This window comes from Streptomyces noursei, assembly GCF_016917755.1.
Classification (GTDB): domain Bacteria; phylum Actinomycetota; class Actinomycetes; order Streptomycetales; family Streptomycetaceae; genus Streptomyces; species Streptomyces yunnanensis.
This window is the reverse complement of sequence record NZ_CP070326.1, coordinates 4,614,661-4,637,377: the sequence shown is the minus strand read 5'-3', so window position 1 is coordinate 4,637,377 and position 22,717 is coordinate 4,614,661. Positions and strand designations below refer to the sequence as shown.

The following is a 22,717-nucleotide window of genomic DNA, read 5'->3' as shown; positions in this document are numbered from 1 at the left end:
GGCCGCCGGCGGCCCGCTACGGCGCCGGGGCGGCCAGCCAGGCGTCGATGTCCGCCAGCACCGCCCGCCGCACCTCCTGGGGCGCCCGGGAGGCCCGCACGGACTGCCGGGCCAGCTCGGCCAGCTCGGCGTCGTCGAAGGCGTGCGAGGTGCGGGCGATCTCGTACTGGGCGGCCAGCCGCGAGCCGAACAGCAGCGGGTCGTCGGCGCCCAGCGCCATCGGGACGCCCGCCTCGTAGAACGTCCGCAGCGGCACGTCCTCCGGTTTGCCGTAGACGCCCAGCGCGACGTTCGACGCCGGGCACACCTCGCAGGTCACCCCGCGGGACGCCAGCCGGCGCAGCAGCACCGGGTCCTCCGCGGCCCGCACCCCGTGCCCGATCCGGGTGGCGTGCAGATCGTCCAGGCAGTCCCGGACACTGGCCGGCCCGGACAGCTCGCCGCCGTGCGGCGCCGACAGCAGGCCGCCGTCCCGGGCGATGGCGAAGGCCCGGTCGAAGTCCCGGGCCAGCCCCCGGCGTTCGTCGTTGGAGAGCCCGAAGCCGACCACGCCGTGGTCGGCGTAGCGCACCGCCAGCCGGGCCAGCGTGCGGGCGTCCAGCGGGTGCTTCATGCGGTTCGCGGCGACCAGCACCCGGATGCCCAGCCCGGTGTGCCGGGAGGCCAGCTCCACCGCGTCCAGGATGACCTCCAGCGCCGGGATCAGCCCGCCCAGCCGCGGCGCGTACGAGGTCGGGTCGACCTGGATCTCCAGCCAGCGGGAGCCGTCCTTGACGTCCTCCTCCGCCGCCTCCCGCACCAGCCGCTGGATGTCCTCGGGCGAGCGCAGACACGACCGGGCGATGTCGTAGAGCCGCTGGAAGCGGAACCAGCCGCGCTCGTCGGTGGCGCTCAGCCGGGGCGGCGTACCGCTGGTCAGCGCGTCCGGCAGGTGGACGCCGTACTTGTCGGCGAGGTCCAGCAGCGTCGCCGGCCGCATCGAGCCGGTGAAGTGCAGGTGCAGATGGGCCTTCGGCAGTTGACGCAGATCACGAACACGCTCCATCCGCAGATACTGCCGCACCCGCGCGCCCCGGCATAGGCCCCGCCCCGAACGAAGGGACCACCGGAAAGGCGTGCGGGGCCGGACGCCCGTCCGACCCCGCACGCCTCGGCGGCCACCGCCCCGCTACTTGGCCTCGGCCAGCAGCTTCTGGATCCGGGAGACGCCCTCGACCAGGTCCTCGTCGCCCAGCGCGTACGAAAGCCGCAGGTAGCCGGGGGTGCCGAACGCCTCGCCCGGGACGACGGCGACCTCCGCCTCCTCCAGGATCAGCTCGGCCAGCTCGACGCTGGACTGCGGGCGCTTGCCGCGGATCTCCTTGCCCAGCAGCCCCTTCACCGACGGGTAGGCGTAGAACGCGCCCTCCGGCTCCGGGCACAGCACGCCGTCGATCTCGTTGAGCATCTGCACGATCTTGCGGCGGCGCCGGTCGAAGGCGACCTTCATCTCCTCGACGGCCGTCAGGTCGCCGCTGACGGCGGCGATGGCCGCGGCCTGCGCCACGTTGGAGACGTTGGAGGTGGCGTGCGACTGGAGGTTGGTGGCCGCCTTGATGACGTCCTTGGGGCCGATCGCCCAGCCCACCCGCCAGCCGGTCATCGCGTACGTCTTCGCCACGCCGTTGACGACGATGCACTTGTCGCGCAGCTCCGGCACCACGACCGGCAGTGACGAGAACTCCGCGTCGCCGTAGACCAGGTGCTCGTAGATCTCGTCGGTCAGCACCCACAGGCCGTGCTCGGCGGCCCAGCGGCCGACCGCCTCGACCTGCTCGCGGGAGTAGACCGCGCCGGTCGGGTTCGACGGCGAGACGAACAGCAGCACCTTGGTGCGCTCGGTGCGGGCCGCCTCCAACTGCTCGACGGACACGCGGTAACCCGTGGTCTCGTCGGCGACCACGTCGACCGGCACGCCGCCGGCGAGCCGGATCGACTCCGGGTACGTCGTCCAGTACGGCGCCGGCACGATGACCTCGTCGCCCGGGTCCAGGATGGCGGCGAACGCCTCGTAGATGGCCTGCTTGCCACCGTTGGTCACCAGGACGTTCGCGGCCTCGATCTCGAAACCGGAGTCGCGCAGGGTCTTCGCGACGATCGCGGACTTCAGCTCGGGGAGGCCGCCGGCGGGGGTGTAGCGGTGGAACTTCGGGTTGCGGCACGCCTCGACCGCCGCCTCGACGATGTAGCCGGGCGTGGGGAAGTCGGGCTCACCGGCGCCGAAGCCGATCACCGGGCGCCCGGCGGCCTTGAGGGCCTTGGCCTTGGCGTCGACGGCGAGGGTGGCGGACTCGGAGATCGAACCGACCCGGGCGGAGACCCGGCGGTCGGTGGGGGACGATGCGGAGGGAGTGGCAGCGCTCATAGAGGCATCGTCGCAGACCGCCGTCGGGCCCGATACACGGGTTTGTGGGGCGGTGGGCGAGGTTCCTGTTCGACGCCCGGCCCCGAAGCACGTACACTCGCTGACCGTTGGCTCCCATCGGGTCACCGCAGTGCACGACGTAATGCAGTCGTCCGCATGCGGTAAGTTGGGGGAACCACAAAGGGTCGTAGCTCAATTGGTAGAGCACTGGTCTCCAAAACCAGCGGTTGGGGGTTCAAGTCCCTCCGGCCCTGCTACACGCACTTCATCACCGAGTGCGTGCATGCGTACGTACGAAATGCACCGCCGTGCGGCCGGGCCGGACGCGGCACGGCCACGACCCGGATTCAGGTGAGGACGAGTGACGGACGCCCTGGGCTCCATCGACATGCCTGAGCGCGGTCGTTCCGAAGACGACACCACGGAATCCCAGAAGAAGCCCCGCCGCGGCGGTAAGCGCGGCAAGAAGGGGCCTTTTGCGCGTCTCGCGCTCTTCTACCGCCAGGTCATCGCGGAACTGCGCAAGGTCGTCTGGCCCACGCGCAGCCAGCTGTCGTCGTACACCACCGTGGTGATCATCTTCGTAGCCATCATCATTGGTCTCGTAACCGTGATTGACTTGGGAATCAACCGAGTCGTCGGGTACGTCTTCGGCTGATCCCGCGGAGGGTGCCTCTGCGGGCGGCCCTTCGCACGTTCAACCCCTTGAAGCAAGGAAGAAGCAGCCACGTGTCTGACCCGAACCTGAACGACGCCGCCAAGCCCGTCGCGGCTGCAGAGGCCGAGGTTGACGAGGCCGTCTCGGCCGAGGTCGAGGGGGAGGCTGCGGCCATCGCTGACGAGGAAGCCGCCGCGGAGATCGTCGCGGGCGCGGACGACGTCGACGAGCTGGACGCCGAGGACGCCGACGCCGGCGAGCCCGCCGAGTCGGCCGCCGTGCACGTCGAATCCGCCGACGAAGAGGAGGCCGACGAGGCTTCCGAGGACGTGGAGGAGCAGGAGCCGGTCGACCCGGTGGCCGCCCTCCGTGACGAGCTGCGCGGGCTCCCCGGCGAGTGGTACGTCATCCACACCTACGCGGGCTACGAGAACCGCGTGAAGACCAACCTCGAACAGCGCGCCGTCTCGCTGAACGTCGAGGACTACATCTTCCAGGCCGAGGTGCCGCAGGAAGAGGTCGTTCAGATCAAGAACGGCGACCGTCGCACCGTCCGCCAGAACAAGCTTCCGGGCTACGTTCTGGTGCGCATGGACCTGACGAACGAGTCCTGGGGCGTCGTCCGCAACACCCCGGGTGTCACCGGCTTCGTCGGCAACGCCTACGACCCGTACCCGCTGACCCTCGACGAGATCGTCAAGATGCTCGCCCCGGAGGCCGAGGAGAAGGCCGCCAAGGAGGCCGCCGCGGCCGAGGGCAGGCCGGCGCCGTCCCGCAAGGTCGAGGTCCAGGTCCTGGACTTCGAGGTGGGCGACTCCGTCACCGTCACCGACGGTCCGTTCGCGACGCTGCAGGCCACGATCAACGAGATCAACGCCGACTCGAAGAAGGTCAAGGGCCTGGTCGAGATCTTCGGTCGCGAGACCCCGGTCGAGCTGAGCTTCGACCAGATCCAGAAGAACTAGGTTCTTCCGGACCACCAGCCACCGACCAGGTCAGACCGGCGTAGAGCCGGTCTGACCTGCGCGGTTTTTGGCCGCACGACAGTACCCGTTATCGTGGTGCGGTATGCCTCCATCCGGATGATCCGGATTGTGGGGCGAACCACCTCTCACTAGGACCCGGAGAGAGCATGCCTCCCAAGAAGAAGAAGGTCACGGGGCTGATCAAGCTCCAGATCCAGGCCGGTGCCGCGAACCCGGCTCCGCCGGTCGGCCCCGCGCTGGGTCAGCACGGCGTCAACATCATGGAGTTCTGCAAGGCCTACAACGCCGCGACCGAGTCGCAGCGTGGCATGGTCGTGCCGGTGGAGATCACGGTCTACGAGGACCGTTCCTTCACCTTCGTCACCAAGACTCCGCCGGCCGCGAAGCTCATCCTGAAGGCCGCGGGCGTGGACAAGGGCTCCGGCGAGCCGCACAAGACCAAGGTCGCCAAGATCACCCGCGACCAGGTCCGCGACATCGCCACCACCAAGATGCCCGACCTGAACGCCAACGACCTGGACGCCGCCGAGAAGATCATCGCCGGCACCGCCCGTTCCATGGGCATCACGGTCGAGGGCTGATCCTCAGCCCCGCACGGCCGTGCGGCGCACGCCGCACGTTGGCTCAGCCCGTGGCAGGACCAGGCGCTGGTCCGTACCACGACTCCACCCCACTGCATCAGGAGCAGAAGTGAAGCGCAGCAAGACTCTTCGCAACGCGGACGCGAAGATCGACCGGGAGCGTCTGTACGCCCCGCTCGAGGCCGTCCGTCTCGCCAAGGACACCTCCTCGGCCAAGTTCGACTCGACCGTCGAGGTCGCCATGCGTCTGGGCGTCGACCCGCGCAAGGCCGACCAGATGGTCCGCGGCACCGTGAACCTCCCGCACGGCACCGGTAAGACCGCCCGGGTCCTGGTCTTCGCGACCGGTGACCGTGCTGCGGCCGCGGAAGCCGCCGGCGCCGACATCGTCGGCTCGGACGAACTGATCGACGAGGTCTCCAAGGGCCGTCTGGACTTCGACGCCGTCGTCGCCACCCCGGACCTCATGGGCAAGGTCGGTCGCCTCGGCCGCGTGCTCGGTCCCCGTGGTCTGATGCCGAACCCGAAGACCGGCACCGTCACCCCGGACGTCGCCAAGGCCGTCACCGACATCAAGGGCGGCAAGATCGAGTTCCGGGTCGACAAGCACTCCAACCTCCACTTCATCATCGGCAAGGTGTCCTTCGACGACGCCAAGCTGGTGGAGAACTACGCCGCGGCGCTGGAGGAGATCACCCGTCTGAAGCCGTCCGCCGCCAAGGGCCGCTACATCAAGAAGGCGACGATCACCACCACCATGGGCCCCGGCGTCCCGGTGGACCCCAACCGCACCCGCAACCTCCTCGTCGAGGACGAGGCTGTCTGATCGTTTCGATCGATGCCTCATAGCGCGTGACGCGTGACGTCAGGCCCCGCCTTCCGTACGGAGAGCGGGGCCTGACGCGTTCATAACAGGGCCGCCAGGCGCGCTGTCGGCGGCCTGCACTACAGTCCCCTGCGAGGTCCGTAGAGGAGATCAAAGGGGGAGCCTCACGTGCGCAGTACGCGTATAGCCGCCGCCGTCGCGGCGGGAGTTGTCATGATGGCCGGTCTGACCGCTTGCAACAGCGGTGGCGACAAGAGCAACGGCACCGGCGGTGGCAGCGCCAGCGGTGGCAGCAACGACGCGGCGGGGGCGAAGTCCCCGCTGGAGGCCGCGCTGGCCTCGCTGAAGACGGCGTCGCAGCAGACGGGCGACAAGAAGTCCGCGCAGATCGACGGCACGCAGAAGATGGGTCCGATCACGCGCACGATGAAGGGCGCGATGGACTGGTCGAACGGGACCAACATGACCCTCGACATCACCACGACCGGTGGGCCGATGGCGACCGGCAAGCCCATGAAGGCGCTGTACACGCCCCAGGCGATGTACGTGAACATGGGCATGCCGATGGGCGGCAAGAGCTGGATCAAGTACGACTACGCAGCCCTGGCCAAGCAGGGTCCGGCCGGCGCCCTGATGAAGGACGCCCTGCAGAACAACGACCCGGTCAAGTCGGTGAACATGCTCATCGCCTCCGGCAAGGTCCAGGAGGCCGGCAAGGAGGACGTCCGCGGCGTTCAGGCGACCCACTACACCGGCAAGGTCGCCGTGGCCGAGATGGCCAAGATGCAGTCCAAGAGCCTCAGTGAGGCCGACCTGAAGGCGCTGGAGGAGCAGCTCAAGAAGGCCGAGGCGACGACGGAGACCATCGACCTGTGGATCGGCCCGGACAACACGCTCGTGAAGAAGCGTGAGCAGATGGACGGCAAGCAGCCCCAGGACTCCACCGTCTTCTACTCGAACTACGGCACCAAGGTCACCGTGACCCCGCCGCCGGCCAGCGACACCATGGCGGCTCCCGGCACCTGAGTCGCCCGGCCGCGGCGGGGTGTCCCGGACGCCCGCCGCGGCCCCGCACGGGCCGATTTGCCTGCGCATAGGCCCTTCCCGTACGGTGTCCCGGAAGCCAAAGACCGCTGGTTGTCTCTGCGCGTCCGATTCCGGGCGTGTGGTGGCCGAAGGATCCGCTAGCTGCGGACGGCCTGCGCAGGTTGTGTGGAGAGACTCCCGAGCATTTTCTGTTCGGTCGAGTAACGCCCCGTGCCCTGCGCCGGGGCGTTTGTTTTGCCCAGCCCCTTCTGCGCGGTCCTCATCACCCGGAAGGAGGCCGAGGCTCATGGCGAGGCCCGACAAGGTCACAGCCGTCGACGAGATTGCCGACAAGTTCCGCAACTCGAACGCCGCTGTTGTGACGGCGTACACCGGTCTTACCGTCGCGCAGATCCGGAATCTGCGCCGTTCGCTCGGTGACAACGCTCAGTACCGTGTGGTGAAGAACACGCTGACCAAGATCGCGGCCAAGGAGGCCGGGATCTCTGCGCTGGACGAGCACCTCAGTGGCTCGACGGCCGTCGCCTTCGTTACCGGTGACCCGGTCGAGGCGGCGAAGGGTCTTCGTGACTTCGCCAAGGAGAACCAGAACCTCGTCATCAAGGGCGGCGTCCTTGACGGCAAGGCGCTCTCCGCCGACGAGATCAAGAAGCTTGCGGACCTTGAGTCCCGCGAGGTTCTGCTCAGCAAGCTGGCCGGTGCCTTCAAGGCGAAGCAGTCCCAGGCTGCCTCCGTCTTCCAGGCGCTGCCGTCGAAGCTCGTCCGCACCGTGGACGCGCTGCGCGCCAAGCAGGCCGAGCAGGGCGGTGCCGAGTAATTCGGCTCGCGTCATGATCCGCGCCGTCCCGGCGCGGGTTACAGCGGGCCGCACGCCCGCCGAAATGTACATCCGGCACCAGCCGATTTAGTGGAAGGACCGCCACCATGGCGAAGCTCACCCAGGACGAGCTGCTCGAGCAGTTCGAAGGCATGACCCTCATCGAGCTCTCCGAGTTCGTGAAGGCCTTCGAGGAGAAGTTCGACGTCACCGCTGCCGCCGCTGCCCCGGTCGTCGTCGCCGGTGCCGCCGGTGGCGCCGAGGCCGAGGCCGAGGAGGAGAAGGACGAGTTCGACGTCATCCTCACCGGCGCCGGCGACAAGAAGATCCAGGTCATCAAGGTCGTGCGTGAGCTGACCTCCCTGGGCCTGAAGGAGGCCAAGGACCTCGTCGACGGCACCCCGAAGCCGGTCCTCGAGAAGGTCGCCAAGGACGCCGCGGAGAAGGCCGCCGAGGCCCTCAAGGGCGCCGGCGCCTCCGTCGAGGTCAAGTGACCTTGGTGAGTCTCTGACTCCCGTCCGCCGCGCCCGAGGGCGTAACGCGGACACCGCGAAGGGCGATCACCCATACGGGTGGTCGCCCTTCCGCATACCCGCCCCGGCTGCGTTGCCCCGCGTCGGAGTGCGAGTATGGTGATCTTCGTTGTCCGGACGCACCTCCATGTGACGATCTCCCAGAGGCGGGGGGCCTTGACGAACCGGACGCGGCGCGCAATTCTCGGGACGCGACGCAGAAGCGGTCCAGGGTTCGAGGCATGGATCGCCGACGAAGAGGGAAGCATCGGTGTGCGCCACTGGCGCAGGGCTTTCGGCAGGCGCAGGGCATTGGGCGGAGAGAAGAACAACGAGGGGCTCCTCCGTTGCGGAGGGGATGACCTCCCGGAGGGAGAAGATCGGGACGCGGTGCGATACCGGTCTTCGGAAACTCGCTCTGGACATCAGTGGGCCATGTGGCTACACTGACCCTTTGCGCTGCCTGTTAGCTGCTCCCTGCCCGTCACCAGGGGCATACCCGAGCCCGAGCAAAGCTAAATGGACCGCCCTGACCTGGGCTTCTCGACCGCTCTGCTCGATTCGGGACCGGTACGCGCGTAGTGAGTCCGAGCCCTCGGAAGGACCCCCTCTTGGCCGCCTCGCGCAACGCCTCGACTGCCAATACGAACAACGGCGACAGCACCGCCCCGCTGCGCATCTCTTTTGCGAAGATCAAGGAGCCCCTCGGGGTTCCTAACCTCCTTGCGCTGCAGACCGAAAGCTTCGACTGGCTGCTCGGCAATGCCGCATGGAAGGGTCGCGTCGAGGCTGCGCTGGAGAGTGGGCAGGAAGTTCCCACCAAGTCCGGTCTGGAAGAGATCTTCGAAGAGATCTCCCCGATCGAGGACTTCTCCGGGTCGATGTCGCTGACGTTCCGTGACCACCGCTTCGAGCCTCCGAAGAACTCCATCGACGAGTGCAAGGAGCGTGACTTCACGTACGCGGCTCCGCTGTTCGTCACCGCGGAGTTCACCAACAACGAGACCGGCGAGATCAAGTCCCAGACGGTCTTCATGGGCGACTTCCCGCTCATGACCAACAAGGGCACCTTCGTCATCAACGGCACCGAGCGTGTCGTGGTGTCGCAGCTGGTCCGCTCGCCGGGTGTGTACTTCGACAGCTCGATCGACAAGACGTCCGACAAGGACATCTTCTCCGCCAAGATCATCCCGTCCCGGGGTGCCTGGCTGGAGATGGAGATCGACAAGCGCGACATGGTCGGTGTGCGTATCGACCGCAAGCGCAAGCAGTCCGTGACCGTCCTGCTCAAGGCGCTCGGTTGGACCACCGAGCAGATCCTCGAGGAGTTCGGCGAGTACGAGTCGATGCGCGCCACCCTGGAGAAGGACCACACCCAGGGCCAGGACGACGCGCTGCTCGACATCTACCGCAAGCTGCGCCCGGGCGAGCCGCCGACCCGCGAGGCCGCGCAGACGCTGCTGGAGAACCTCTACTTCAACCCCAAGCGCTACGACCTCGCCAAGGTCGGCCGCTACAAGGTCAACAAGAAGCTCGGCGGCGACGAGCCGCTGGACGCCGGTGTGCTGACCACCGATGACGTCATCGCCACGATCAAGTACCTGGTCAAGCTGCACGCCGGCGAGACCGAGACGATCGGCGAGAACGGCAACAGCATCGTTGTCGAGACCGACGACATCGACCACTTCGGCAACCGTCGTCTGCGCAACGTCGGCGAGCTGATCCAGAACCAGGTCCGTACGGGTCTTGCCCGTATGGAGCGCGTCGTGCGCGAGCGCATGACCACCCAGGACGTCGAGGCGATCACGCCGCAGACCCTGATCAACATCCGGCCGGTCGTCGCCTCCATCAAGGAGTTCTTCGGCACCAGCCAGCTGTCCCAGTTCATGGACCAGACCAACCCGCTGTCGGGTCTGACCCACAAGCGTCGTCTGTCGGCGCTGGGCCCGGGTGGTCTCTCCCGTGAGCGGGCCGGTCTGGACGTCCGTGACGTGCACCCCTCGCACTACGGCCGCATGTGCCCGATCGAGACCCCAGAAGGCCCGAACATCGGTCTGATCGGCTCGCTCGCGTCCTACGGCCGCGTCAACGTCTTCGGCTTCATCGAGACGCCGTACCGCAAGGTCGTCGACGGCCAGGTCACGGAGGAGGTGGACTACCTCACCGCAGATGAGGAGGACCGCTTCCTCATCGCCCAGGCCAACGCCAAGCTCACCGACGACCTGCGCTTCGCCGAGCAGCGTGTGCTGGTCCGTCGCCGTGGCGGCGAGGTCGACCTCGTCCCCGCCGACGAGGTGCACTACATGGACGTCTCGCCGCGCCAGATGGTGTCGGCCGCGACCGCCATGATCCCGTTCCTCGAGCACGACGACGCCAACCGCGCGCTCATGGGATCGAACATGATGCGCCAGGCCGTTCCGCTGATCAAGGCGGAGTCGCCGCTGGTCGGCACCGGCATGGAGTACCGCTGCGCGGTCGACGCCGGCGACGTCATCAAGGCCGAGAAGAACGGTGTGGTCCAGGAGGTCTCCGCGGACTACATCACCGTCGCCAACGACGACGGCACGTACACCACGTACCGCGTCGCCAAGTTCACCCGTTCCAACCAGGGCACCTCCTTCAACCAGAAGGTCGTCGTGGACGAGGGCGCGCGGGTGATCGAGGGCCAGGTCCTCGCCGACGGTCCGTCCACGGACGAGGGCGAGATGGCGCTCGGCAAGAACCTGCTCGTGGCGTTCATGCCGTGGGAGGGTCACAACTACGAGGACGCGATCATCCTGTCGCAGCGCCTCGTGCAGGACGACGTCCTCTCCTCGATCCACATCGAGGAGCACGAGGTCGACGCCCGTGACACCAAGCTCGGCCCCGAGGAGATCACCCGGGACATCCCGAACGTCTCCGAGGAGGTCCTCTCCGACCTCGACGAGCGCGGCATCATCCGCATCGGTGCCGAGGTCGTCGCCGGCGACATCCTCGTCGGCAAGGTCACGCCCAAGGGCGAGACCGAGCTGACCCCGGAGGAGCGCCTGCTCCGCGCGATCTTCGGTGAGAAGGCGCGCGAGGTCCGCGACACCTCGCTGAAGGTCCCGCACGGCGAGATCGGCAAGGTCATCGGCGTCCGCGTCTTCGACCGCGAAGAGGGCGACGAGCTGCCGCCGGGCGTGAACCAGCTGGTCCGCGTCTACGTCGCGCAGAAGCGTAAGATCACCGACGGTGACAAGCTCGCCGGCCGCCACGGCAACAAGGGCGTCATCTCGAAGATCCTGCCGGTCGAGGACATGCCGTTCATGGAGGACGGCACCCCGGTCGACATCATCCTCAACCCGCTGGGTGTCCCGTCCCGAATGAACCCGGGACAGGTCCTGGAGATCCACCTCGGCTGGCTCGCCAGCCAGGGCTGGGACGTCTCCAGCCTCGGTGAGGAGTGGGCCCAGCGCCTGCAGTCCATCGGCGCCGACCAGGTCGAGGCGCGCACCAACGTCGCGACCCCGGTCTTCGACGGTGCCCGCGAGGACGAGCTGGCCGGTCTGCTGGAGAACACCATCCCCAACCGCGACGGCGACCGCATGGTCCTCCCGTCCGGCAAGGCGCGGATGTTCGACGGCCGTTCCGGTGAGCCGTTCCCGGACCCGATCTCGGTCGGGTACATGTACATCCTCAAGCTGCACCACCTGGTCGACGACAAGCTGCACGCCCGCTCGACCGGTCCGTACTCGATGATCACCCAGCAGCCGCTGGGTGGTAAGGCTCAGTTCGGTGGTCAGCGCTTCGGTGAGATGGAGGTGTGGGCGCTGGAGGCTTACGGCGCCGCATACGCCCTCCAGGAGCTGCTGACGATCAAGTCCGACGACGTCACTGGTCGCGTGAAGGTCTACGAGGCCATCGTCAAGGGCGAGAACATCCCCGAGCCCGGCATCCCCGAGTCCTTCAAGGTGCTCATCAAGGAGATGCAGTCCCTGTGCCTCAACGTGGAGGTGCTGTCCTCGGACGGCATGTCCATCGAGATGCGCGACACCGACGAGGACGTCTTCCGCGCTGCGGAGGAGCTCGGCATCGACCTGTCCCGGCGCGAGCCGAGCAGCGTCGAAGAGGTCTGACGGGTCTGGCCGGGAGCTCCAAGCACCACAGAGCTCCCGGCCCCGCCCCGGACCCCGACAGACCATAGAGACACGACCCTGAGAGGGATTGACGCATAGTGCTCGACGTCAACTTCTTCGACGAGCTCCGGATCGGCCTGGCCACCGCTGACGACATCCGTCAGTGGAGCCACGGCGAGGTCAAGAAGCCCGAGACCATCAACTACCGCACCCTCAAGCCCGAAAAGGACGGACTCTTCTGCGAGAAGATCTTCGGTCCGACCCGGGACTGGGAGTGCTACTGCGGTAAGTACAAGCGCGTCCGCTTCAAGGGCATCATCTGCGAGCGCTGCGGCGTCGAGGTCACTCGCGCCAAGGTGCGTCGTGAGCGGATGGGCCACATCGAGCTGGCCGCTCCTGTGACCCACATCTGGTACTTCAAGGGTGTGCCGAGCCGGCTGGGCTACCTGCTGGACCTCGCGCCCAAGGACCTTGAGAAGGTCATCTACTTCGCCGCGTACATGATCACGTTCGTGGACGAGGAGCGCCGCACCCGCGACCTGCCTTCGCTGGAGGCCCATGTCTCCGTCGAGCGCCAGCAGATCGAGCAGCGTCGCGACTCCGACCTGGAGGCCCGCGCCAAGAAGCTCGAGACCGACCTGGCCGAGCTTGAGGCCGAGGGCGCCAAGGCCGATGCCCGCCGCAAGGTGCGCGAGGGTGCCGAGCGTGAGATGAAGCAGCTGCGCGACCGTGCGCAGCGCGAGATCGACCGTCTCGACGAGGTCTGGAACCGCTTCAAGAACCTCAAGGTCCAGGACCTGGAGGGCGACGAGCTCCTCTACCGCGAGCTGCGTGACCGCTTCGGCACGTACTTCGACGGCTCGATGGGCGCCGCCGCGCTGCAGAAGCGCCTGGAGACCTTCGACCTGGACGAGGAGGCCGAGCGCCTCCGCGAGATCATCCGGACCGGCAAGGGCCAGAAGAAGACCCGTGCGCTCAAGCGCCTCAAGGTCGTCTCCGCCTTCCTGCAGACCCGCAACAGCCCCAAGGGCATGGTGCTGGACTGCATCCCGGTGATCCCGCCGGACCTGCGTCCGATGGTGCAGCTGGACGGTGGCCGCTTCGCGACCTCCGACCTGAACGACCTGTACCGCCGCGTCATCAACCGCAACAACCGCCTGAAGCGGCTTCTCGACCTCGGCGCGCCCGAGATCATCGTGAACAACGAGAAGCGCATGCTCCAGGAGGCCGTCGACGCGCTCTTCGACAACGGCCGTCGTGGTCGCCCGGTCACGGGCCCCGGCAACCGTCCGCTGAAGTCGCTGTCCGACATGCTCAAGGGCAAGCAGGGTCGCTTCCGTCAGAACCTGCTCGGTAAGCGTGTGGACTACTCCGCGCGCTCCGTCATCGTCGTCGGCCCGCAGCTGAAGCTGCACCAGTGTGGTCTGCCCAAGGCCATGGCGCTGGAGCTCTTCAAGCCGTTCGTGATGAAGCGCCTGGTGGACCTCAACCACGCGCAGAACATCAAGTCGGCCAAGCGCATGGTCGAGCGCGGCCGCACCGTGGTGTACGACGTCCTCGAAGAGGTCATCGCCGAGCACCCGGTGCTGCTGAACCGTGCGCCCACCCTGCACCGCCTCGGCATCCAGGCCTTCGAGCCGCAGCTGGTCGAGGGCAAGGCCATCCAGATCCACCCGCTCGTCTGCACCGCGTTCAACGCGGACTTCGACGGTGACCAGATGGCCGTCCACCTGCCGCTCTCCGCGGAGGCGCAGGCCGAGGCCCGCATCCTGATGCTGTCCTCGAACAACATCCTCAAGCCGGCCGACGGCCGTCCGGTCACCATGCCGACCCAGGACATGGTGCTGGGCCTCTTCTTCCTCACCACGGACGAGGAGGAGCGCGAGGTCAAGGGTGAGGGCCGCTCGTTCTCCTCGGTCTCCGAGGCGATCATGGCCTTCGACGCCCGCGAGCTCTCGCTCCAGGCGAAGGTCGACATCCGCTTCCCGATCGGCACGGTGCCGCCGCGCGGCTGGACCCCGCCGGCCCCGGTCGAGGGCGAGCCGGAGTGGCAGCAGGGCGACAGCTTCCGGCTGCGGACGACCCTGGGTCGCGCGCTCTTCAACGAGCTGCTGCCCGAGGACTACCCGTTCGTCGACTACTCGGTGGGCAAGAAGCAGCTCTCCGCGATCGTCAACGACCTGGCCGAGCGCTACCCGAAGGTCATCGTGGCGGCGACGCTCGACAACCTGAAGGCGTCCGGCTTCTACTGGGCCACCCGTTCCGGCGTCACCGTCGCCGTCTCCGACATCGTCGTGCCGGAGGCCAAGAAGGCGATCGTCTCCGGTTACGAGGCGCAGGACGAGAAGGTCCAGAAGCAGTACGAGCGCGGTCTGATCACCAAGGACGAGCGCACGCAGGAGCTCATCAACATCTGGACCAAGGCGACCAACGAGGTTGCCGAGGCGATGAATGAGAACTTCCCGAAGACCAACCCCATCTTCATGATGGTGGACTCGGGTGCGCGCGGAAACATGATGCAGATGCGTCAGATCGCGGGTATGCGTGGTCTGGTGTCGAACGCCAAGAACGAGACGATCCCGCGTCCGATCAAGGCGTCGTTCCGCGAGGGTCTGTCCGTGCTGGAGTACTTCATCTCCACCCACGGTGCCCGTAAGGGTCTGGCGGACACCGCCCTGCGTACCGCCGACTCCGGTTACCTCACCCGTCGTCTGGTCGACGTCTCCCAGGACGTCATCATTCGCGAGGAGGACTGCGGCACCGAGCGCGGCCTGAAGCTGCGGATCGGTTCGAAGGGCGCCGACGGCGTCCTGCGCAAGGCGGACGACGTCGAGTCCTCCGTGTACGCGCGGATGCTGGCCGAGGACGTCGTGGTGGACGGCAAGGTCGTCGCCCCGGCCAACGTCGACCTCGGTGACGTGCTGATCGACCAGCTGATCATGCACGGCGTCGAAGAGGTCAAGACCCGCTCGGTCCTGACCTGTGAGTCCGCGGTCGGCACCTGTGCCTTCTGCTACGGCCGCTCGCTGGCCACCGGCAAGCTGGTCGACATCGGTGAGGCGGTCGGCATCATCGCCGCCCAGTCCATCGGTGAGCCCGGCACCCAGCTGACCATGCGTACCTTCCACACCGGTGGTGTGGCCGGTGACGACATCACCCTGGGTCTGCCGCGTGTCGTCGAGCTCTTCGAGGCCCGTACGCCCAAGGGTGTCGCCCCGATCTCGGAGGCGGCCGGCCGCGTCCGCATCGAGGAGACCGAGAAGACCAAGAAGGTCATCGTCACCCCGGACGACGGTAGCGACGAGATGCCGTACGGCGTCTCCAAGCGTGCCCGTCTGCTGGTCGGCGAGGGCGACCACGTGGTGGTCGGCCAGCCGCTGACCGTCGGTGCCATCAACCCGCACGACGTGCTGCGGATCCTCGGTCAGCGTGCGGTCCAGGTCCACCTGGTCGGCGAAGTCCAGAAGGTCTACAACTCGCAGGGCGTGGCGATCCACGACAAGCACATCGAGATCATCATCCGGCAGATGCTGCGCCGCGTGACGATCATCGAGTCCGGCGACGCGGAGCTGCTGCCGGGCGAGCTCGTGGAGCGTTCGAAGTTCGAGGGCGAGAACCGTCGCGTGGTGGCGGAAGGCGGCCACCCGGCCTCCGGCCGTCCGCAGCTGATGGGTATCACCAAGGCTTCGCTGGCGACGGAATCCTGGCTGTCGGCCGCCTCCTTCCAGGAGACGACCCGAGTGCTGACGGACGCGGCGATCAACGCCAAGTCCGACAGCCTCATCGGCCTCAAGGAGAACGTCATCATCGGTAAGCTCATCCCGGCCGGTACGGGCCTGTCCCGTTACCGCAACATCCGGGTCGAGCCCACCGAGGAGGCCAAGGCCGCGATGTACTCGGCCGTCGGTTACGACGACATCGACTACTCGCCCTTCGGCACCGGCTCCGGCCAGGCGGTCCCGCTGGAGGACTACGACTACGGTCCGTACAACCAGTAAGGCCATATGCGCGTCAGCAGGGCGGTCACCCCACGGGGTGGCCGCCCTGCGGCGTTCGAGGCGCCGTGGGAACTCGTCCTCCCATTGCTGCGTCTGTGATGAGAGGATGGGGACAACTGTTGAGCGGGGGGAGGTTCGCGACATGGCATTCCAGCCGTGGCAGGGTGGGCAGCCTGCGCAGAACCCGTATCAGGCGCCTGCCATGCGGGCCTCGCACGCGGATCGCGAGCGGGCGGTCGACGTGCTGAAGGCGGGGTTCGCCGAGGGGCGGCTGGCGCAGTCCGAGTACGAGCAGCGGATGTCCCGGGCCTATCAGGCGCAGACCCACACCGAGCTCCAGATGCTGGTCGCCGACCTGCCGCAGGGACCGGTGCCGCAGGCGCAGTTCGCGCCGCGACCGATGATGCCCGCGGTGCCCGCCACGTTCCTCCCGATGCAGATGCCGATGCCGCAGCCGACCAACGGTGCGGCGACGGGCTCGCTGGTGTGCGGGCTGATAGCGCCGTTCACCTGGGGGCTGACGTCGATCCCCGCGGTGATCCTGGGACACAAGGCGCGGGCCGAGATCCGGCGCACGGGTCAGCGGGGCGACGGCCAGGCGGTCGCCGGCCTGGTGCTCGGCTGGCTCGGGATCGGCGCCTGGGCACTGTTCTTCCTGGTGATGGCGTTGCTCGCGGTGTCCCGCGGCTGAGGGCCGCGTGCCTTCTTCCGTAGCGCAGTCGATCGCACTACCGTGGCGGCAGCGCAGGGGGAGTCCGGCGTGTCCTTCGCGTGTGCATTTGTTTTGACCGCAGCCAATGCGCTAGGTACGCTCTGACCTTGTGCCTGGGGTGTCCCTGGGCTGCCGTGCGCGCCTTCTCCCGCCAGTTCCGGCCGGAGAGTCCCGGCAGCACGGAAGCCGGGTTTTGACACCGCAATCTGCCGCCGCCCTCGTTCCAGCGAGGCAGGTCTGCAGTATTCGACACACCCGACCGCGTGGGTCGGGGAATGTTCCAGGTTAGCTTTACCGAGACTGGCACACAGAAACCGGAGAAGTAGTGCCTACGATCCAGCAGCTGGTCCGTAAGGGCCGGCAGGACAAGGTCGAGAAGAACAAGACGCCCGCACTTGAGGGTTCGCCCCAGCGCCGTGGCGTCTGCACGCGTGTGTTCACGACCACCCCGAAGAAGCCGAACTCGGCCCTGCGTAAGGTCGCGCGTGTGCGTCTGACCAGTGGGATCGAGGTCACCGCTTACATTCCGGGTGAGGGCCACAACCTGCAGGAGCACTCGATCGTGCTCGTGCGTGGCGGCCGTGTGAAGGACCTGCCGGGTGTTCGGTACAAGATCATCCGCGGCTCCCTCGACACGCAGGGCGTCAAGAACCGCAAGCAGGCTCGCAGCCGCTACGGCGCCAAGAAGGAGAAGTAAGAATGCCTCGTAAGGGCCCCGCCCCGAAGCGCCCGGTCATCATCGACCCGGTCTACGGCTCTCCTCTGGTGACCTCCCTCATCAACAAGGTGCTGCTGAACGGCAAGCGCTCCACCGCCGAGCGCATCGTCTACGGCGCCATGGAGGGTCTGCGTGAGAAGACCGGCACCGACCCGGTCATCACGCTGAAGCGCGCGCTGGAGAACATCAAGCCGACCCTTGAGGTCAAGTCCCGCCGTGTCGGTGGCGCGACCTACCAGGTCCCGGTCGAGGTCAAGCCCGGCCGCGCCGCCACCCTCTCGCTCCGCTGGCTCGTGGGCTACTCCCGCGCCCGCCGCGAGAAGACCATGACCGAGCGCCTCATGAACGAACTGCTGGACGCCTCCAACGGCCTCGGCGCTTCGGTCAAGAAGCGTGAGGACACGCACAAGATGGCCGAGTCCAACAAGGCCTTCGCGCACTACCGCTGGTAGTCGCAACCCCCATCGAGACCGAGAGAAGATTGAGCCACTATGGCCACCACTTCGCTTGACCTGGCCAAGGTCCGCAACATCGGGATCATGGCCCACATCGACGCGGGCAAGACGACCACCACCGAGCGGATCCTGTTCTACACCGGTGTTTCTTACAAGATCGGTGAGGTCCACGACGGCGCTGCCACGATGGACTGGATGGAGCAGGAGCAGGAGCGCGGCATCACGATCACGTCTGCCGCGACGACCTGCCACTGGCCGCTGGACAACGTCGACAACACCATCAACATCATCGACACCCCGGGCCACGTCGACTTCACCGTCGAGGTGGAGCGCTCGCTGCGCGTGCTCGACGGTGCGGTGACGGTGTTCGACGGCGTTGCCGGTGTCGAGCCCCAGTCCGAGACCGTTTGGCGTCAGGCGGACCGCTACGGCGTTCCGCGTATCTGCTTCGTCAACAAGCTCGACCGTACGGGTGCCGAGTTCCACCGCTGCGTCGACATGATCTCGGATCGCCTGGGTGCGACCCCGATCGTGATGCAGCTGCCGATCGGCACCGAGATGGACTTCAAGGGCGTCGTCGACCTCGTGACGATGAAGGCCCTGGTCTGGTCGGCCGAGGCCGCCAAGGGCGAGATGTACGACACCGTCGACATCCCGGACACGCACATCGAGGCTGCCGACGAATGGCGCGGCAAGCTCCTCGAGACCGTGGCCGAGAACGACGAAGAGGTCATGGAGCTGTACCTGGAGGGCCAGGAGCCCACCGTGGAGCAGCTCTACGCCGCGATCCGTCGTATCACCATCGCCTCCGGCAAGGCTGACGTCGTCACCGTCACCCCGGTGTTCTGCGGTACCGCGTTCAAGAACAAGGGCGTGCAGCCCCTGCTCGACGCGGTCGTGCGCTACCTCCCCTCCCCGCTGGACGTCGAGGCCATCGAGGGCCACGCGGTCAACGACCCGGAGGAGATCGTCAAGCGCAAGCCGTCCGACGACGAGCCGCTGGCCGCCCTTGCGTTCAAGATTGCGAGCGACCCCCACCTGGGCAAGCTCACCTTCATCCGGGTGTACTCGGGCCGCCTTGAGGCCGGCACGCAGGTGCAGAACTCGGTGAAGGGCAAGAAGGAGCGCATCGGCAAGATCTACCGGATGCACGCGAACAAGCGTGAGGAGATCGACGCGGTGGGTGCCGGCGACATCGTCGCCGTCATGGGTCTGAAGCAGACCACCACCGGCGAGACCCTCTGCGACGCGGGCTCCCCGGTGATCCTGGAGTCGATGGAGTTCCCGGCCCCGGTCATCCAGGTCGCCATCGAGCCCAAGTCCAAGGGCGACCAGGAGAAGCTGGGTGTCGCCATCCAGCGCCTGGCCGAAGAGGACCCCTCGTTCCAGGTGCACACCGACGAGGAGACCGGCCAGACCATCATCGCGGGTATGGGCGAGCTGCACCTCGACGTGCTGGTCGACCGTATGAAGCGTGAGTTCCGGGTCGAGGCCAACGTCGGCAAGCCGCAGGTCGCCTACCGCGAGACCCTGCGCAAGCCGGTCGAGCGTCTCGACTACACGCACAAGAAGCAGACTGGTGGTTCCGGCCAGTTCGCTAAGGTGCAGATCGCCATCGAGCCGCTTGAGGGCGACGGGTACGAGTTCGAGAACAAGGTCACCGGTGGCCGCATCCCGCGGGAGTACATCCCGTCCGTGGACGCGGGCTGCCAGGAGGCCATGGAGTTCGGTGTTCTCGCCGGCTACCCGCTGACCGGTGTCAAGGTCACGCTCCTCGACGGCGCGTTCCACGAGGTCGACTCGTCGGAAATGGCGTTCAAGATCGCCGGTTCGATGGCCTTCAAGGAGGCCGCCCGCAAGGCCAGCCCGGCCCTGCTCGAGCCGATGATGAAGGTCGAGGTCACCACGCCCGAGGACTACATGGGCGACGTGATCGGCGACATCAACTCCCGCCGTGGTCAGATCGAGGCCATGGAGGACCGCGCCGGCGCCAAGCTCGTCACGGGCCTGGTTCCGCTCTCGGAGATGTTCGGCTACGTCGGAGACCTCCGCAGCAAGACGTCGGGTCGCGCCAGCTACTCGATGCAGTTCGACTCCTACGCCGAGGTTCCCCGGAACGTCGCCGAGGAGATCATCGCGAAGGCCAAGGGCGAGTAACTCACCCGTCGAGTTCACGCTCTAGGCTTGACTCCGGAACCCGTAGGGGCCGTTCCGCCGCAACAGCGGAGGAACGCCCCTCGGGCCCGGCTATCCAGCAAAGATCACCTGGCGCCGATGAGTAAGGCGTACAGAACCACTCCACAGGAGGACCCCAGTGGCGAAGGCGAAGTTCGAGCGGACTAAGCCGCACGTCAACATCGGCACCATCGGTCACATTGACCACGGTAAGACGACCCTCACGGCCGCCATTACCAAGGTGCTGCACGACGCGTACCCGGACCTGAACGAGGCCTCGGCCTTCGACCAGATCGACAAGGCTCCTGAGGAGCGCCAGCGCGGTATCACCATCTCGATCGCGCACGTCGAGTACCAGACCGAGACGCGTCACTACGCCCACGTCGACTGCCCCGGTCACGCGGACTACATCAAGAACATGATCACGGGTGCCGCGCAGATGGACGGCGCCATCCTCGTGGTCGCCGCCACCGACGGCCCGATGCCGCAGACCAAGGAGCACGTGCTCCTGGCCCGCCAGGTCGGCGTTCCGTACATCGTTGTCGCCCTGAACAAGGCCGACATGGTGGACGACGAGGAGATCCTGGAGCTCGTCGAGCTCGAGGTCCGTGAGCTCCTCTCCGAGTACGAGTTCCCGGGCGACGACGTTCCGGTCGTCAAGGTCTCCGCTCTGAAGGCCCTCGAGGGCGACAAGGAGTGGGGCAACTCCGTCCTCGAGCTGATGAAGGCCGTCGACGAGTCGATCCCGCAGCCCGAGCGCGACGTCGACAAGCCGTTCCTGATGCCGATCGAGGACGTCTTCACGATCACCGGTCGTGGCACCGTCGTCACCGGTCGTATCGAGCGTGGTGTCCTCAAGGTCAACGAGACCGTCGACATCATCGGCATCAAGACCGAGAAGACCTCCACCACGGTCACCGGTATCGAGATGTTCCGCAAGCTGCTCGACGAGGGCCAGGCCGGTGAGAACGTCGGTCTGCTGCTCCGCGGCATCAAGCGCGAGGACGTCGAGCGCGGCCAGGTCATCATCAAGCCGGGCTCGGTCACCCCGCACACCGAGTTCGAGGCGCAGGCCTACATCCTCTCCAAGGACGAGGGTGGCCGCCACACGCCGTTCTTCAACAACTACCGTCCGCAGTTCTACTTCCGTACGACTGACGTGACCGGTGTTGTGACCCTCCCCGAGGGCACCGAGATGGTCATGCCGGGTGACAACACCGAGATGAAGGTGGACCTCATCCAGCCTGTCGCCATGGAGGAGGGCCTGAAGTTCGCCATCCGTGAGGGTGGTCGGACCGTCGGCGCCGGCCAGGTCACCAAGATCGTCAAGTAAGGCGATCCGGTTGATCCGGTAGCTCTCCGGAGCATCCAAGAGGCCCCGCTCGCCATCAGGTGGGCGGGGCTTCTTGACAGTCGGGGCTCGATTGGCCTTACGCAACCCGCGTATGGCACACTGTCCAGGTTGCTCGGTTGAGTGCCGATGCTGCGCGCCTCCCGCCGGGAGGACTGGAAGCGAGTCCCAGGTATTCGTCGCCCCTTCTCAGGGGCGGAAGTACGGGAATCTTCCGGGAAGTGTCAGCGGGGTGCCTCTTCCAGGCGCCCGGTGGGTGTTCTTCCCCCATGTTCTCCTCCTCGAGGGATCTTCCATGTGGAGATTTACGAGAAGGGGCGCGACACGCCCGACCGCGTGGGTCGGAGAAGAACGGTGACCTCCCGGGTCCCAGAGCGTTACGAGAGACAGGACTACGAAGTAGCCATGGCGGGACAGAAGATCCGCATCCGGCTCAAGGCCTACGACCACGAGGTCATCGACTCTTCGGCGAAGAAGATCGTCGAGACGGTGACTCGCACTGGTGCGTCGGTCGCGGGCCCGGTGCCGCTGCCCACTGAGAAGAACGTGTACTGCGTCATCAAGTCGCCGCACAAGTACAAGGACTCGCGCGAGCACTTCGAGATGCGCACGCACAAGCGCCTGATCGACATCCTCGACCCGACGCCCAAGACCGTTGACTCGCTGATGCGCCTGGACCTTCCGGCCGGCGTTGACATCGAGATCAAGCTCTGAGAGGCGCGGAAGAGATGGCTAAGCAGATCAAGGGGCTCCTGGGCGAGAAGCTCGGCATGACCCAGGTCTGGGACGAGAACAACCGTGTCGTCCCGGTGACCGTGGTGAAGGCCGGCCCCTGCGTCGTTACCCAGGTGCGCACCAATGACCAGGACGGCTACGACTCCGTCCAGATCGCCTTCGGCGAGATCGACCCGCGCAAGGTGAACAAGCCCCTCAAGGGCCACTTCGCGAAGGCCGACGTCACCCCCCGTCGCCACCTCGTCGAGGTCCGTACCGCCGACGCGAGCGAGTACAGCCTCGGCCAGGAGCTCAGCGCCGACGTCTTCGAGGCGGGCGTGAAGGTGGACGTGACCGGCAAGAGCAAGGGCAAGGGCTTCGCCGGTGTCATGAAGCGTCACGGCTTCGGCGGTGGCAAGGCTTCGCACGGTGCCCACCGCGTGCACCGCAAGCCGGGCTCCATCGGTGGCTGCGCCACCCCGGGCCGCGTGTTCAAGGGCATGCGGATGGCCGGCCGTATGGGCAATGAGCGGGTCACCACCCAGAACCTGACCGTCCACGCCGTTGACGCGGAGAAGGGTCTGCTGCTCATCAAGGGCGCAGTTCCTGGTCCGAACGGCGGCCTCGTCCTGGTCCGTACCGCGGCCAAGGGGGCCTGAGGTAACC

General features: G+C 66.9%; 18 protein-coding genes and 1 tRNA gene. 17 read left to right on the top strand and 2 right to left on the bottom strand.

Features of this window, described 5'->3' with window-relative positions; all coding sequences use genetic code 11:
• Window positions 1-16 precede the first annotated feature (16 nt).
• Together JNO44_RS20390 and JNO44_RS20385 are read right to left on the bottom strand one after the other, a co-directional pair.
• Window positions 17-1,045: an adenosine deaminase gene (locus JNO44_RS20390; RefSeq protein ID WP_205365574.1), complete on the bottom strand. Its 1,029-nt coding sequence runs from the start codon at window positions 1,043-1,045 to the stop codon at window positions 17-19.
• A 123-nt stretch (window positions 1,046-1,168) separates the two neighbouring features.
• Entirely contained in the window at window positions 1,169-2,404 is a 1,236-nt protein-coding gene (locus tag JNO44_RS20385; RefSeq protein WP_039635299.1) for a pyridoxal phosphate-dependent aminotransferase, read from the bottom strand.
• Window positions 2,405-2,585: 181 nt separating this feature from the next.
• Here JNO44_RS20385 and JNO44_RS20380 point away from each other — a divergent pair.
• From JNO44_RS20380 to rplC, 17 genes are all read left to right on the top strand, one after another.
• Window positions 2,586-2,658: transfer RNA gene (locus tag JNO44_RS20380), tRNA-Trp, on the top strand.
• A 107-nt stretch (window positions 2,659-2,765) separates the two neighbouring features.
• Window positions 2,766-3,062, top strand: a complete 297-nt coding sequence (gene secE / locus JNO44_RS20375) for a preprotein translocase subunit SecE (protein WP_205365573.1) — start codon at window positions 2,766-2,768, stop codon at window positions 3,060-3,062.
• 71 nt (window positions 3,063-3,133) lie between these two features.
• The gene (nusG, locus tag JNO44_RS20370; RefSeq protein WP_205365572.1) at window positions 3,134-4,027 is read left to right on the top strand and encodes a transcription termination/antitermination protein NusG; all 894 of its coding nucleotides are present in this window, start codon (window positions 3,134-3,136) and stop codon (window positions 4,025-4,027) included.
• Window positions 4,028-4,194: 167 nt separating this feature from the next.
• The gene (gene rplK / locus JNO44_RS20365; RefSeq protein WP_004941595.1) at window positions 4,195-4,629 is read left to right on the top strand and encodes a 50S ribosomal protein L11; all 435 of its coding nucleotides are present in this window, start codon (window positions 4,195-4,197) and stop codon (window positions 4,627-4,629) included.
• A 109-nt stretch (window positions 4,630-4,738) separates the two neighbouring features.
• Window positions 4,739-5,455 (top strand): 50S ribosomal protein L1, encoded by a 717-nt coding sequence (gene rplA / locus JNO44_RS20360; protein WP_067349967.1) that lies wholly within the window; start codon window positions 4,739-4,741, stop codon window positions 5,453-5,455.
• A 168-nt stretch (window positions 5,456-5,623) separates the two neighbouring features.
• Window positions 5,624-6,481: an SCO4651 family lipoprotein gene (locus tag JNO44_RS20355; protein ID WP_328285852.1), complete on the top strand. Its 858-nt coding sequence runs from the start codon at window positions 5,624-5,626 to the stop codon at window positions 6,479-6,481.
• A 307-nt stretch (window positions 6,482-6,788) separates the two neighbouring features.
• The gene (rplJ, locus tag JNO44_RS20350) at window positions 6,789-7,319 is read left to right on the top strand and encodes a 50S ribosomal protein L10 (RefSeq protein WP_039635310.1); all 531 of its coding nucleotides are present in this window, start codon (window positions 6,789-6,791) and stop codon (window positions 7,317-7,319) included.
• A 107-nt stretch (window positions 7,320-7,426) separates the two neighbouring features.
• The gene (rplL, locus tag JNO44_RS20345; RefSeq protein WP_039635312.1) at window positions 7,427-7,813 is read left to right on the top strand and encodes a 50S ribosomal protein L7/L12; all 387 of its coding nucleotides are present in this window, start codon (window positions 7,427-7,429) and stop codon (window positions 7,811-7,813) included.
• 629 nt (window positions 7,814-8,442) lie between these two features.
• On the top strand, window positions 8,443-11,928 hold the full coding sequence (gene rpoB, locus JNO44_RS20340) for a DNA-directed RNA polymerase subunit beta (protein WP_073442700.1): 3,486 nt from the start codon (window positions 8,443-8,445) through the stop codon (window positions 11,926-11,928).
• A gap of 98 nt (window positions 11,929-12,026) precedes the next feature.
• A complete protein-coding gene (locus JNO44_RS20335; protein WP_205365571.1) occupies window positions 12,027-15,926 on the top strand; it encodes a DNA-directed RNA polymerase subunit beta' in 3,900 nt (1,299 codons plus the stop codon).
• Between the two features lie 142 nt (window positions 15,927-16,068).
• Window positions 16,069-16,617, top strand: coding sequence for a DUF1707 and DUF4190 domain-containing protein (locus tag JNO44_RS20330; protein WP_420882665.1), 549 nt, complete (start codon window positions 16,069-16,071; stop codon window positions 16,615-16,617).
• A 346-nt stretch (window positions 16,618-16,963) separates the two neighbouring features.
• On the top strand, window positions 16,964-17,335 hold the full coding sequence (gene rpsL, locus JNO44_RS20325; protein WP_003948652.1) for a 30S ribosomal protein S12: 372 nt from the start codon (window positions 16,964-16,966) through the stop codon (window positions 17,333-17,335).
• Window positions 17,336-17,337: 2 nt separating this feature from the next.
• Window positions 17,338-17,808, top strand: coding sequence for a 30S ribosomal protein S7 (gene rpsG, locus JNO44_RS20320; RefSeq protein WP_018538761.1), 471 nt, complete (start codon window positions 17,338-17,340; stop codon window positions 17,806-17,808).
• A 39-nt stretch (window positions 17,809-17,847) separates the two neighbouring features.
• Window positions 17,848-19,968: an elongation factor G gene (gene fusA / locus JNO44_RS20315; protein ID WP_067349975.1), complete on the top strand. Its 2,121-nt coding sequence runs from the start codon at window positions 17,848-17,850 to the stop codon at window positions 19,966-19,968.
• A 157-nt stretch (window positions 19,969-20,125) separates the two neighbouring features.
• Complete coding sequence (tuf, locus tag JNO44_RS20310) at window positions 20,126-21,319, top strand: elongation factor Tu (RefSeq protein ID WP_205365570.1); 1,194 nt, start codon at window positions 20,126-20,128, stop codon at window positions 21,317-21,319.
• A gap of 423 nt (window positions 21,320-21,742) precedes the next feature.
• Complete coding sequence (rpsJ, locus tag JNO44_RS20305; RefSeq protein WP_003948644.1) at window positions 21,743-22,051, top strand: 30S ribosomal protein S10; 309 nt, start codon at window positions 21,743-21,745, stop codon at window positions 22,049-22,051.
• A 14-nt stretch (window positions 22,052-22,065) separates the two neighbouring features.
• Window positions 22,066-22,710: a 50S ribosomal protein L3 gene (gene rplC, locus JNO44_RS20300; RefSeq protein WP_067349978.1), complete on the top strand. Its 645-nt coding sequence runs from the start codon at window positions 22,066-22,068 to the stop codon at window positions 22,708-22,710.
• The last annotated feature ends 7 nt before the right edge of the window (window positions 22,711-22,717 follow it).

Bases quoted from the DNA above. Each gene is read 5' to 3' on its own strand.
- JNO44_RS20390 (WP_205365574.1), bottom strand. From the start codon at position 1,045: ATGGAGCGTGTTCGTGATCTGCGTCAACTGCCGAAGGCCCATCTGCAC.
- JNO44_RS20385 (WP_039635299.1), bottom strand. From the start codon at position 2,404: ATGAGCGCTGCCACTCCCTCCGCATCGTCCCCCACCGACCGCCGGGTC.
- rplK (WP_004941595.1), top strand. From the start codon at position 4,195: ATGCCTCCCAAGAAGAAGAAGGTCACGGGGCTGATCAAGCTCCAGATC.
- rplJ (WP_039635310.1), top strand. From the start codon at position 6,789: ATGGCGAGGCCCGACAAGGTCACAGCCGTCGACGAGATTGCCGACAAG.
- rplL (WP_039635312.1), top strand. From the start codon at position 7,427: ATGGCGAAGCTCACCCAGGACGAGCTGCTCGAGCAGTTCGAAGGCATG.
- JNO44_RS20330 (WP_420882665.1), top strand. From the start codon at position 16,069: ATGGCATTCCAGCCGTGGCAGGGTGGGCAGCCTGCGCAGAACCCGTAT.
- rpsG (WP_018538761.1), top strand. From the start codon at position 17,338: ATGCCTCGTAAGGGCCCCGCCCCGAAGCGCCCGGTCATCATCGACCCG.
- fusA (WP_067349975.1), top strand. From the start codon at position 17,848: ATGGCCACCACTTCGCTTGACCTGGCCAAGGTCCGCAACATCGGGATC.
- rpsJ (WP_003948644.1), top strand. From the start codon at position 21,743: ATGGCGGGACAGAAGATCCGCATCCGGCTCAAGGCCTACGACCACGAG.
- rplC (WP_067349978.1), top strand. From the start codon at position 22,066: ATGGCTAAGCAGATCAAGGGGCTCCTGGGCGAGAAGCTCGGCATGACC.